This is a genomic window from Thalassospira sp. CH_XMU1448-2, assembly GCF_037027285.1.
Classification (GTDB): domain Bacteria; phylum Pseudomonadota; class Alphaproteobacteria; order Rhodospirillales; family Thalassospiraceae; genus Thalassospira; species Thalassospira profundimaris_C.
In genome coordinates this window covers 35,855-48,505 of record NZ_JAYMEA010000006.1, presented here as the reverse complement: position 1 = coordinate 48,505, position 12,651 = coordinate 35,855, and the positions used below count along the sequence as shown (strand labels likewise).

General features: G+C 54.1%; 11 protein-coding genes. 7 read left to right on the top strand and 4 right to left on the bottom strand.

Going from position 1 to position 12,651, the window contains the following annotated elements:
* Window positions 1-136: 136 nt before the first annotated feature.
* The 4 genes from WA318_RS18180 (at window position 137) to WA318_RS18165 (ending at window position 3,913) form a co-directional block, all read left to right on the top strand.
* Window positions 137-1,654, top strand: coding sequence for an NAD-dependent succinate-semialdehyde dehydrogenase (locus tag WA318_RS18180; RefSeq protein WP_336083425.1), 1,518 nt, complete (start codon window positions 137-139; stop codon window positions 1,652-1,654).
* A 509-nt stretch (window positions 1,655-2,163) separates the two neighbouring features.
* Window positions 2,164-2,325, top strand: coding sequence for an RSP_7527 family protein (locus tag WA318_RS18175; protein WP_181850366.1), 162 nt, complete (start codon window positions 2,164-2,166; stop codon window positions 2,323-2,325).
* A gap of 163 nt (window positions 2,326-2,488) precedes the next feature.
* Window positions 2,489-3,277: an alpha/beta fold hydrolase gene (locus tag WA318_RS18170; protein WP_336083422.1), complete on the top strand. Its 789-nt coding sequence runs from the start codon at window positions 2,489-2,491 to the stop codon at window positions 3,275-3,277.
* Between the two features lie 21 nt (window positions 3,278-3,298).
* Window positions 3,299-3,913: an NUDIX domain-containing protein gene (locus WA318_RS18165; protein WP_336083420.1), complete on the top strand. Its 615-nt coding sequence runs from the start codon at window positions 3,299-3,301 to the stop codon at window positions 3,911-3,913.
* An 8-nt stretch (window positions 3,914-3,921) separates the two neighbouring features.
* On the opposite strand, the gene WA318_RS18160 is transcribed toward WA318_RS18165, so the two are convergent.
* From WA318_RS18160 to WA318_RS18145, 4 genes are all read right to left on the bottom strand, one after another.
* Window positions 3,922-4,662, bottom strand: a complete 741-nt coding sequence (locus WA318_RS18160; RefSeq protein WP_336083418.1) for an SDR family NAD(P)-dependent oxidoreductase — start codon at window positions 4,660-4,662, stop codon at window positions 3,922-3,924.
* 133 nt (window positions 4,663-4,795) lie between these two features.
* Window positions 4,796-6,646 (bottom strand): monovalent cation:proton antiporter-2 (CPA2) family protein, encoded by a 1,851-nt coding sequence (locus WA318_RS18155; RefSeq protein ID WP_336083416.1) that lies wholly within the window; start codon window positions 6,644-6,646, stop codon window positions 4,796-4,798.
* A gap of 201 nt (window positions 6,647-6,847) precedes the next feature.
* Complete coding sequence (locus WA318_RS18150; RefSeq protein WP_114099316.1) at window positions 6,848-8,137, bottom strand: polyhydroxyalkanoate depolymerase; 1,290 nt, start codon at window positions 8,135-8,137, stop codon at window positions 6,848-6,850.
* Window positions 8,138-8,856: 719 nt separating this feature from the next.
* Entirely contained in the window at window positions 8,857-8,988 is a 132-nt protein-coding gene (locus WA318_RS18145; RefSeq protein WP_255355705.1) for a hypothetical protein, read from the bottom strand.
* A gap of 363 nt (window positions 8,989-9,351) precedes the next feature.
* On the opposite strand from WA318_RS18145, the gene WA318_RS18140 reads away from it, so the two are divergent.
* The 3 genes from WA318_RS18140 to pgl all read left to right on the top strand — a co-directional run bounded on the left by WA318_RS18140 (window position 9,352) and on the right by pgl (window position 12,647).
* Window positions 9,352-9,819 (top strand): hypothetical protein, encoded by a 468-nt coding sequence (locus WA318_RS18140; protein ID WP_114099317.1) that lies wholly within the window; start codon window positions 9,352-9,354, stop codon window positions 9,817-9,819.
* 550 nt (window positions 9,820-10,369) lie between these two features.
* Complete coding sequence (zwf, locus tag WA318_RS18135) at window positions 10,370-11,857, top strand: glucose-6-phosphate dehydrogenase (RefSeq protein ID WP_114099319.1); 1,488 nt, start codon at window positions 10,370-10,372, stop codon at window positions 11,855-11,857.
* Between the two features lie 70 nt (window positions 11,858-11,927).
* Entirely contained in the window at window positions 11,928-12,647 is a 720-nt protein-coding gene (pgl, locus tag WA318_RS18130) for a 6-phosphogluconolactonase (protein ID WP_114099320.1), read from the top strand.
* Window positions 12,648-12,651: the final 4 nt, after the last annotated feature.

Sequence of the window (12,651 nt, the reverse complement as noted above, 5' to 3'; positions counted from 1 at the left end):
TTTTCTCTCTTGGAAGCATCTTGTTGCTTCATGCCTGTCGCTCAGCTTAGTGTCCCAGTTGCGCCCCTAAAACCGGAATCACAAGCGCGTGAGTAGAAAGATTTTTTCGACACATGCGTCAAAGGAACTACCAGATATGTCGACCGCCGCCCCACATGATGCTTCGACCGCCAATGAAACTGCCATCCGCGAAGGCCGTGCGCGTGCGCGCAGTCTTATCCGCGACTGGGACCTGAAACGTGCCTATATCAATGGTGTCTGGCAGGATGCCGACAGCAAGGAGGTCCTTGACGTCATTGACCCTGCGCGGGGCGATGTCATCGGGGCGGTTCCGTTCATGCGTACGTCCGAGGCGCGCCGTGCAATCGATGCCGCCCATGATGCCTTTCCGGGCTGGTCGCGCCTGTTGGCCAAGGACCGCGCTGTCATGGTGCGGCGCTGGCGCGATCTGCTTGAAACCCATCAGGAAGACCTGGCTGCCCTTATCACGCTTGAGCAGGGTAAACCCTATGATCAGGCCCTGCGCGAAGTGATCGGGGCAATTGCCTATGCCGAATGGTATGGCGAAGAAGCCAAGCGCGCCTATGGTCAGACCATGCCGGCCACCCAGCGCGACCGCCGTGTCGTGGTGCAAAAGCATCCGGTGGGCGTGGTGGCGGCAATCACGCCATGGAACTTTCCGCTGACCATGGTTGTGCGCAAATGTGCGCCTGCCCTGGCAGCAGGCTGTACCGTTATTGTCAAACCGGCCGAAGATACGCCGCTTTCGGCATTGGCCGCAGCAAAGCTTGCCGAGCAGGCGGGTTTTCCTGCCGGGGTCTTTAACGTGGTGACGGGGCTTCCCCAACCGATTGCCGAGGCTCTGACAGGCGATGAACGCGTCCGGATGTTGTCCTTTACCGGGTCGACCGAAGTTGGCAAACGGCTGATGGTGCAATGTGCGCCCACCATGAAAAAGCTGTCGCTTGAGCTTGGCGGCAATGCACCCTTTATCGTTATGGATGATGCCGATATTGATGCCGCGGTTGCCGGGGCGATGATTTCGAAATTCCGTAACAGCGGCCAGACCTGCGTTTGTGCCAACCGCATCTTTGTCCAGGACAGTGTCTATGAGGCATTCGTTTCAAAGTTCATTGCAGCAAGCAACGCACAGACCATCGGCAACGGCTTCGTGCCCGGAACGGATATCGGCCCGCTGATCAATCGTCAGGCGGTGGCCAAGGTCAAACGTCTGGTCGAGAATGCCCAGAAAGCCGGGGCGACACTGATTTATGGCGCAGAGATGCCGGGCGAAGGACATTTCGTCCGTCCGCTGGTGATGACGGATGTTCCCCATGATGCTGACTGTTTTGACGAGGAGCTGTTTGCCCCGGTCGCCCCGATTTACTGTTTCTCGACCGAGGATGAGGTGATCGAACTTGCCAACCGGGTGCGCACCGGCCTGTCATCCTATCTTTATAGCCGTGATATCGGCCGGGTTCAGCGGATTGCTGATCGTCTTGAGACCGGTGTTGTCGGGATCAATGATGGCACCACCAGCCATGAAGGCGCGCCTTTTGGCGGGGTAAAGGAAAGCGGACAGGGCCGCGAAGGCGGTCATTGGGGGCTTGAGGAATATCTTGAACCCAAATACCTCAATTACGCGATTGGTTAGTGTGGACTGACGCGACCCCAAATACCGCTCAAATCACAGATCGGAAAACGGCAATTGCCTTCCTGGCTTTTGCCGTTTTTTGCTTTTGACAAAGCCATGCAAAATTGTTTGGTCGGACTCCGGCGAAAAAAACGGATGATTTTAACGTATTTGGCAAAAAAATCGCGGTGGCCAAAGCTGTTTTTCGCATGGTTTCTTCTACTGGTTTATGGAAACGAGGCTCTGAACAGGGCAGAAATCTCTAATTAATCCAGTTCTGATGTCCGCTTGAAGCAGAGGCTTTTTGAAAATATCCAGCAAATCGAAGCTGTTATTTGTCATGATACATTCATGCGTTATGCGCATGCGGTAATTGTGGCGGTAATGTTTCACGTTATGCATAACGTGCATGGGTGGAGTGAGGAATCTCTTCTCGTGGGAATGTAAAAACAGGCGTACACCGGTTTTCAGAGAATGTAACGCAAAACCCAGACGCGATATGCGCGGGATGCTTTTGAAAGGAAACGGACATGAAAATGTATCGTGATTATGACCTGGTTGCCCTGCAGCGCGAAGCAGAACATCTCCGTGCGGCTGCAATGCGCAGCATGTTTCTGGCAGTCGTTCGCAAGGTTGCTGCACTGTTCGGTGCAAACCGTAAGCCGCATGGCGGCGTACCGGCTGGCGCATAAGTTCGCCCTCCAAAGAATTCCGGTGCCAGTTCGTCTGGTATCTTGAAAAACACCTCCGCAATCCTCCCATGCGGGGGTGTTTTCGTATGTATGCTTCACCTTCGGAGCCGAGCCGGTTATTAAGGGGGAATATCCCGCCTGAATTCCGGAGAAACTGGTTCTTATGAAACTCGCTCATTATGCCTTTGGTGAAGAAAATCGCGACAATGGAACCATTGTGATTGTCCATGGTCTGTTCGGGCAGGCCCGGAACTGGACCGCGATTGCCCGGCGTCTGGCGGAAAAATACCACGTGGTGACTGCGGATTTGCGCAACCATGGCCGGTCAGACTGGGATATGGAAATGACCTATCCCGCAATGGCGTCCGACCTTGCCGAACTGATCCGCGATGTTTCTGGTAAACCGGTTCATCTGGTCGGGCATTCGATGGGGGGGAAGGCATCGATGGTGCTGTCGCTGTCGAAAGATTCCGGTCTGGTGGCTGATCTGGTGATCGTCGATATCGCCCCGGTTCGCTACGAACACGATTACACCGGTTATATCAGTGCAATGCGCGGTGTCGATTTTGATGCGGTGACCCGCCGTGCCGAGGTCGAAGATGCCCTTTCATCGGGTGTCTCGGAAAAGGGTATCCGTCAGTTTCTCGCCCAGAATGTCACGACAGACAAGGATACCGGCAAAATGTCATGGCAGGTCAATATTGACGCCATGGCTGCCCATCTTGCTGACATTATTGGCTGGCCCGAGGGCGATGTAACCGGTTCCTATGACGGTGATGTTCTGTTTATCTCGGGTGCGAATTCCCACTATGTCGATCCCAATGATCGTGATCATATCAAATCGCTGTTTCCCAAGGCCGCCTTTACCAGCATCAAGGGGGCGGGCCACTGGGTACATGCCGAAAAGCCCGATGCGGTTCTTTTGACCCTGTCTGCATTTTTGAACCGCTAGTTCGCAAAAGCCGGAGACACCATGTCAGATCTGCCCAAAGGCTGGTTGATCCCCGACCAGGACCATGTGCGTATTGATGATATCGAATGTCTGTCTGACAACTGGTATCACCTTTATCGCGTCAGTTTTGACCTGAAACGGTCCGACGGGACATGGCAGCACCAGACGCGCGAAGCCTATGAGCGCGGCAACGGGGCGGGTATTCTTCTTTATAACCGTGCGGACAGGACAGTGATCCTGACCCGGCAATTCCGGTTGCCGTCTTTTGTGAATGGCAATTCGGACGGCATGCTGATCGAAGTGCCGGCTGGCCTGCTTGATGATCGCGATCCCGCTGCCGCCGTCATTGCAGAGGTCGAGGAAGAAACAGGTTATCGTATCGGCAAGCCGCAAAAGGTCTTTGACCTTTTCATGAGCCCGGGCTCCGTGACTGAGCGTCTGCATCTGTTCGTTGCCGAGGTCACGCGCAATCACCGCGAAGGAGACGGCGGTGGCCTAAGGGACGAGGGTGAAGACATCCACGTTCTTGAAGTCAGCTATGACGATGTTCTTCCGATGATCACTGATGGGCGGATCCGCGATGCCAAGACAATCATCTTGCTTCAGCATGCGCTTTTGACCGGATTGTTCGAATAGGCGCGTGCCTACCAGGGCAGTTCCTGTCCGTCATAGGCAAAGAAACCACCCGACTTGTCCGCAGCAAGGTTGTTAATCACGGCCAGCATGTTTGCACTAGCCTGCTCGGGGCTTTGAACATTCAGGCCCGATTTTGCAAATGGACCGGAAAGTCCGGTATCAACCGTGCCGGGATGCAGGGCAATACAGACCGCATCACGTTTGCTCCGGGCCAGTTCAATGGCGCTACACTTGACCAACTGGTTCAGGGCGGCCTTGGCCGCACGATATCCGTACCATCCGCCCATCCGATTATCGCCAATACTGCCAACCTTGGCTGAAAGGGTTGCGAAAACCGACTTTCCGTTGCGTGCTAAAAGCGGGCAGAAATGCTTCATCAGCAAGGCCGGACCAATGGCATTGATCTGAAACTGCTTGGCCATATAGTCGGCATCGATCTGTTTCAGGGACTTTTCGGGCTGAAACACCTCGTCATGCAGATAGCCGGTCGCATCAATGATCAGAACGATGTCACATCCCAGATCAGCCGATTGGCGCCTGGCATCCTCGGCACAGCGGGCAACGGTTTCCACATTTTCGAAATCAAGACCCGGTTCGGTTTTCCGTCCATATTCCAGAACACGGGCAAAGTGCCCGGATACTTTCAAGTGGGTCACAAATGCCCTGCCAATCCCCCCGGTCGCACCGATGACGATGGCGATCTGGTTTTCGGGGAATGTCTCAAGTGACAAGGTGTTCTGTTCTGACATGGGATGCCTTTGGCTTGTTGCGCGACTTGATACGCGCCCGTCTCAGGCATGGTTCAATATAAGCCGGGAAAGCTTTGCGTGGACCTTCGATTATGCGTTTATGGCTTCAGGTGCCCGACCCGTTTTCGCGTGATCAGTGCTGTTGTGCTTGTGGATCAGGGGCTTCATCAGGTTCCCCGCGCTCGTCGCGCATGATTTCAAACAATGTCTCGTTCTGGGCGCGCAAGGTGTCGATATAGCCTTTGTCAACGCCATGTTCGTTCCAGCGGGTGCGCAGTTTTTCAAGCGTTTCGAAATCATGTTTGCGGAAAGCCGTTTTCTTGCGATCTGCGCGTGCTGGCGACAGGCCAAGCTCGACAAGGGCGTCGCGTCCAAGATTAAGCGCACTTTCAAACGTTTCACGCTGGACGCAATGGGCCCCGGCATTTTCAAGCTCATAGACATGATGGCGGTCAAGGGCGCGGGCCAGAATGCGCACATTTGGATAATGCTTGGCGACGTGTGTCACCAGTTCGGTCAGGTTGTCACGGCCATCGATTGCGGCCACAAACAGCTTGGCATTGGCAATACCGGTGGTGTGCAAAAGATCGGGGCGTGTTGCATCCCCGAAATAGGCGCGGAACCCGACCCGGCCAAGCCGTTCAATCAGTTCGGGATCGTGGTCAAGAACCACGACATTGTAGCCATTGGTACCCAGAAGACGGGTGATGATCTGGCCAAAACGGCCGATACCCGCGACAACGATATCGCCAGGAGCTTCGATTTTATCGGCCTCGCGTGTACCGGTATTGACCAGACGCGGCGCAAGAAAACGCTCGTGAATGATAAACGCAACCGGGGTCAGAAACATTGTCAGGGCGACGGCAAGTGTCATTTTCTGGGCAAGTTCGGATGGCAATACCCCGACACCATAGGCCATGCCAAACAGCACAAAGGCAAATTCCCCGGCCTGTGCCAGACCAAGCGAGAACAGCATCCGGTCCGCGCCACACATGCGGACAACCGTTGCAATCGCAAACAGCACAACAGACTTCGCCGCCATGATGCCAAGGGCAATACCGATCAGGGTGCCGGGTTGATCAAAGAACAGATTGAAATCGATGCCAGCACCAACCGTCAGGAAAAACAGGCCAAGCAACAGTCCCTTGAACGGTTCAATGTCGCTTTCAAGTTCGTGGCGATATTCACTGTCAGACAGCACGACACCGGCAAGGAAAGTGCCAAGTGCGGGGCTAAGGCCGATTGCATTCATCAAAAGTGCGGTGCCAACCACCAGCAACAAGGCCGCCGCAGTAAAGATTTCGCGCAAGTGTGATTTGGCAATAAAGCGAAAGATCGGCTGGATCAGATAGCGTCCACCAATGACGATCGAGGCAATCGCACCGATAATCACAACGGGTTGCGCCCAGTCCGGCACCAGATCAAGCAATATGCCGCCATGCCCGGTATCATGGGCGATACCTGATCCGTGTGCTGTCACCGCAAGCAGGGGGATGATTGCCAGCATCGGGATCACGGCAACATCCTGTGTCAGCAAAACCGCAAACGAACTCTTGCCTCCTACCGTACCAAGCCAGCCTTTTTCACCAAGTGTTTGCAGAACAATCGCCGTTGATGACAGGGCAAGGATCATGCCGATGGCAACAGATTGCTGCCAGTCCAGCCCGAACACCATGCAGGCCGCGGCAATCAGGCCGGTGGTTGCCAGTACCTGAAGACCACCAAGGCCAATCAGTTGTCCGCGCATCGACCACAACATCGCCGGACGCAATTCCAGACCGACAAGAAACAGCATCATTACAACGCCAAACTCGGCAAAGTGTTGCAGGTCGGCGGCTTCGGCGCCAACGATGCCCAGAACCGGGCCGATCATCACACCGGCAATCAGATATCCAAGGACGGAGCCCAGACCCAGACGCTGGGCAATCGGCACAGCAATCACGGCAGCTACAAGATAGATGAAAGCAGAGGACAGAATTTCCATCAAGGAGGCTCCGGCACGGTCAAGCGGGATGATCAAACACGGCATTCTCGCATAAGCATCAAGCTTTTGGTGGCTTTTTTAGAAGGGCTTTGGGGCTGTTGTCAGGCATTACATATCAGGGGAAAAATCTGGAGAGCACCAAACAAAAAAGCCGCCCGTTTTACGGGGCGGCTTTTGATCATTGGTCTGGCTGACGCGCGATTATTCAGCCGCGTTGATATGGGTAACATTGGGTGCGCTGCGCGCGCCTTTGCCCTCATGATCGTGACGGCGGATGAAATCCTTGATGCGCGGGCTGATCTGTTCGCGCCAGCGACGACCGTTAAAGACGCCGTAATGGCCGACACCCTGTTGCAGGTGATGCATACGCATGCTGTCGGGCAGGTTGCTGCACAGCTTGTGTGCCGCGCGGGTCTGGCCCATGCCGGTAATATCGTCGCGCTCGCCTTCGACGGTCAGAAGGGCAGTTTTGGTAATCGCAGACGGATCAACCGGGACACCCTGCCAGCGCATGGTACCTTCGGGCAGGCTGTGTTCATGGAACACGACCTTAAGCGTCTGCAGATAGAATTCCGCCGTCATATCCATGACTGCCAGATATTCCTGATAGAAAGACCGCTTTGCATCAGCGCTTTCGCCGTCGCCTTCAACCAGATGCAGGAACATGTCGTGATGGGCCGATACATGGCGGTCCCAGTTCATGCTCATGAAACCGGCCAGCTGCATGAAGCCTGGATAGACACGGCGCATGACACCGGCATGGGGCAGGGGCACATGCGAAAGCACGTGGTGTTCAAACCAGTCAAGGCTGTGCTGCTTGGCGAAATTATTGACCTCGGTCGGGTTTTCGCGGGTATCGATCGGGCCACCCATCAGCGTCATTGATGCAGGCTGGCATTTCTCGTTACCGGCAGCCATCAGGGAGGCGGCGGCAACGACCGGCACAGAGGGCTGACACACCGCGATCATATGGGTGTTCGGGCCAAGCTTGCGCAGGAAGCGCATCAGGTAATCAATATAGCTATCAAGATCGAAGTGGCCCTGATGGACCGGAACCGTACGCGCATCAATCCAGTCAGTGATGTAAACATCATGATCGGGAAGCAATGCCTCGACCGTGCCGCGTAGAAGCGTTGAAAAATGCCCGGAAAGCGGCGCGACAAGAAGCACGCGCGGGTCATCGGGCTGGGTCTTGAGGTGGTCGGTTTCGCGCTTGAAATGCAGCAGGTCGCAAAAAGCTTCGCTATGGACGATTTCTTCGGTGATCGGAACCGTTTCGCCATCAATAACCGTGCTTTCCAAACCGAATTCCGGCTTGCCATAACGGTGGGTGAAATGGGTGAACACGTCACATGCTGCGGCAGCTGCCCGACCCTGATGGGTATAGGACAACGGGTTTGCCGGATTGCGCAGCCACTTTTTGCTGGCATCGGCTGCCATGCGAAGCGGGCTTATTGTGGCGTGCTGCAATTCGTAAAGGTGATACAGCATTTATTCTCACTCCCGGGTGACGGACCATTGGGCATCGCCACCGACCTGGTTACGGCTTTCATCCTGTTTCTTGTCGCAAGGCAGTTGTTCTGCGATATGCGATTTGGTCTTTTCGGGGTTCTGTGCGCAGCATCCGTTTTGACTGGTGCGTGTCCGATAGATCGCAAAGGGTGCGAATATCCTGGCAACAGAAATCCCATAATTGCTTCGAAGCCTACGATAGTTAAGCTTACTTGCAATAGCCATAAAGTATGATGAAAGTCCAAATTATCGTTTTCTGCTTTGATTCAAACGAAATTTGGGCGTTCTGTCGAGTTAAATTTTGCAATGCAGCGTAAGTTGTTGCGTTGCAATAAGTGTTTTAAGCTTGAAATGGTCGTCAGCGCCGCTGTCAAACCCGCAAGGTCGAAGCGCCAGAAGACTCGTCTGTCGATCCGGTGTCGATCCGGTTTTGCTTTCCGAATCCTTAGCCAATGCTGTGTGCCGCCAAAAGAAAAGGCACTGCCAGGGGAATGGCAGCGCCAAGTCGTGCGGAGTACATTATAGGCGGTAACTGAGGCCCAATCGGGAATACGGGCATTGGGGAAGCTCTGGCCGACAGGCGGGACAGGGTTTGGGTGCGGGGTTGCCTGCCGGCCAGATGCCCGTGATGGACTAAAGCGACGGTGGCTTAAGGTCCGGGCCTCACAGATTTCAAGTCGATTTCAATAGGGAACTTTTCAGACAAGACCGCGAAGGCTCTGTGCCATGCCCAAGGCGATCACAAACAGGAAGAAACCTGTACTGCCGACAATCGCAACGGTGCTGCAAAGCTCATTCAGGCGGGTCGGGTTTTCGATCAATTTGTGCATGGGATGTCCTCCTCAATCTGTCTGGGGAAAACATACTGTTCTGATTTTGTTCCTGCAAGAACAAAATTGGAACAAATTGGGATGATTGTCTTTATATTATTGAAAATAAACGATTTTATGTCGATCTTAAATGTTCTCATTTTGGCGGGTGAATGAGAACATCTGCTTGGATTGTTGAGACTCGGGTTGAACAGAGGGCGCAGAAAACTTCGCTTCTGCGCGAGTCCTCATGTTTCTGAAACGGTTGGCGGGATATACGGCTTGAAAAGGGAACACTGGCCTTATCCGGGCGCTATGAATTTGTTATGCCTTTATGCATACTTTAGAAATTTAAAACGGTGCGTCTCAAACTGGAGGTGGTGTATGGGCAAGGACAGTAAACTGACCGAAGCGCAAGTCGAGTTCTACTCAGATAAGCTTTGCTTCCTGTGGGAGCAGTATATGAAATTTCTTGGAGTTGGCATCATCGCCTCGGGCGCTACTTTGGGATTGCTCGCAAATGCAGCCACGCAGAGATTGGTAACACAGGAGATATCTCTGGTATTCAGTCTGGCAATTGGCCTAGCTGGTATCGGTGGTGCATGTTTTCTGGGGTGCCGGTGGATGTGCCAGATTGTGATGGAGCGTCAGATTTATGCTGATCCCAAGGTTGCCAAAGAATACTTTGCGTTGGTGAACACATCCGAGCCATCAGCGCTCAAATATGAGTCGCGTGTAGAATTCTACTACTGGCTCAATAACCGGGTGAAGTTTGTAGCTGCAGGCTGCCTAATCTCCTCTTGGATCTGCGCAATCTGGGCGGTCATTTACGTGGTGGTTACGGCGGCATAGATCTAAACCCTGTGACTGATTTTTTTTAATGACTCAAATAGTTGATTTTTTCTTCTTACATCTGCGTGCTGTAAGGTTGTATTGTTGGACTTGATTTCGGCTGTTGTGGAACGTGTTTCGCAACAAATTGTTACGGTTCAACCAGATTCCGGTAAAGCGACCGGTTTTGCGTTTGATCGCAGTGGTCTTGCCCCCAGAGATCGTGTAACAGTGCGCCTAAAGCCGTCACTTCGCAGCCTTGCTGATCAGGACACAGCAGCGCTGTCTGGAATGGTCGGGAAGGTCAGACATTCAAACATTGCCATGGGTGCTTGCCCGCCGGAAATGTTTCAGACGCAGAAATGCATCATGTTTACCATCCCGAATATGCCCGCTTTGCATCATGTATGGCCTGTCCATATCTGTGCAGAAGGGCGAAAGCACAAGCCGCATCGGGAAAACCCGATGTTGTTATCACGGCAAATGCCGTGTCCCGGTAGCCTGCCAGGATCATCTGATCCGGGGTCCCACCTTGGCGACGGGAAGGAAACGTTGGAAGGCTAAGGGCAGAATGAGACAAAGGCTTAAGCATCGTATCGCTGATATCGTGATTTTCGGTGGGACCGGAGATTTGGCGTTACGGAAATTGTTCCCCGCACTCTATGAAATGGAACGTACCGGGCGTTTCGATGATGAAACCCGCATCTTTGGCGCTTCGCGCAGCGAACATAGCGACGAGGAATTCCGCTCCAAGCTGGAAGAAGCCGGGAAAAAATTCATCCCCAAGGGCGAGTTTGACGCCAAAATCTGGACCAAATTCGCAAGCCGCATCGGCTATGTGCAGGTCTCTGCCGATGACGAGGCGGGCTTCAAGCTTCTGTATGACAAACTGTCCGATCAGCCTGATCGTGACCGTGTCTATTATTTCTCGACCAGCCCGGCGTTGTTTGCCGATATGGCATTTAACCTGAAAAAGGTTGGTCTGGTCACACCGAATTCCCGTGTCGTGCTTGAAAAACCGCTGGGCCACGATCTTGAAAGCTGCCGTGAAATCAACGGCCAGATCGGTGATGTCTTTGACGAGAACCAGATTTTCCGTATCGATCATTATCTTGGCAAGGAAACGGTGCAGAACCTGATGATTCTGCGCTTTGCCAATGCGATGTTCGAACCGCTCTGGAACAGTGCACATATCGATCACGTTCAGATCACAGTGGGCGAGGAAGTCGGTGTCGAAGGGCGCTGGTCCTATTATGACGATGCCGGTGCGATGCGCGACATGGTCCAGAACCATATGTTGCAGTTGCTGTGCCTTGTTGCGATGGAACCGCCCTATGTCCTTGATCAGGACGCGGTGCGTGATGAAAAGGTCAAGGTCCTTAAGGCCCTGCAACCGATCACGGATGCCAATATCGATACCGCAACCGTGCGCGGTCAGTATCGCAAGGGCGCTGTCGGTGGCAAGGAAGTGCCGGGCTACCTTGAAGAAGAAGGTGCCAATGTCGATAGCACCACCGAAACCTTTGTCGCAATCCGGGCAGAGCTCAATAATTGGCGCTGGGCCGGGGTTCCGTTCTATCTGCGCACGGGGAAACGCCTTCCGAAACGTCATTCGGAAATCGTGATCCAGTTCCGCGACGTGCCCCACCAGATTTTCCCGCTGGCAAAATCCATGACCAACTATCAGGCCAACAAGCTGGTTCTGCGCCTGCAGCCTGATGACGGTATCCATCTGGTTCTGAACAACAAGAACCCGGGTCCGGGGCTTGTGCGTTTGCGCCCGACGGCGCTTAACCTGTCATTCGCCGAGGCCTTTGGTGGCCGAAGCCCGGATGCCTATGAGCGTCTGTTGCTTGATGCGATTGATGGCAACAACACGCTGTTTGTGCGTCGTGACGAACAGGACATCGCCTGGCAGTGGGTCGATGCCATTCAGGAAGCCTGGCAGAACAACCATGTTACGCCCAAAGGCTACACTTCTGGAACGTGGGGCCCGTCAGCAGCCATTGCGCTGATTGAACGTGATGGACGGACCTGGAACGAAGAAGCCGGGTTCTAGGAATGATGTTGCCCCGGCTTTGATGCCGGGGTGCCACATATTCCCCATGACCCCAATTCGGGAAGAGAACATGATTAACGAACGCATTTTCAAAAGCGGCGATGACATGCTTGCGGCAATGGTCAAGGAAACCATCGAGCGGCTGGAATTTGCCATTGCCACCCGTGGCCATGCCAGCATTGCTGTTGCCGGTGGCCGGTTCCCCAAGCCGCTTTTCCAGACCCTTTCAACCGCGCGCCTTGACTGGTCAAAGGTAACCGTCACCCTTGGCGATGATCGCTGGGTGGGGCTTGACGATGACCAGTCCAATGAGAAGCTGGTGCGCGATAACCTGTTTATCAACGAAGCCCAGAATGCGCGCTTTGTGTCGCTGAAAACATCCGACAGCAACCCCGAAGACGCAATTGCAACGGTTAGCGCCCGTCTGCGCACCGAAATGCACTGGCCGCTTGATATTGTCTTTTTGGGGATGGGGGACGACGGTCATACCGCATCACTTTTCCCGTCCTCAACGCCCGAAGCCCTGCGCAAGGGGCTTTATCCCGAACATGGCGAGGTGGTCGCTGCGGCACGCCCGACCGTATCCCCGGTCCCGCGCATCAGCATGACTTTACCCGCCATCCTTAACGCCCGGTATATAGGTATCCATATTACCGGACAGTCCAAATGGTCGACCTTTGAAACCGCGAAAAACGGCACAGATATCGAAGAGATGCCAGTTCGCGCAATTTTGCAGCAGACTGACGTCCCCGTCGATCTGTGGTGGAGCGCCGAGAACCCGAAAGGCTGAGCCC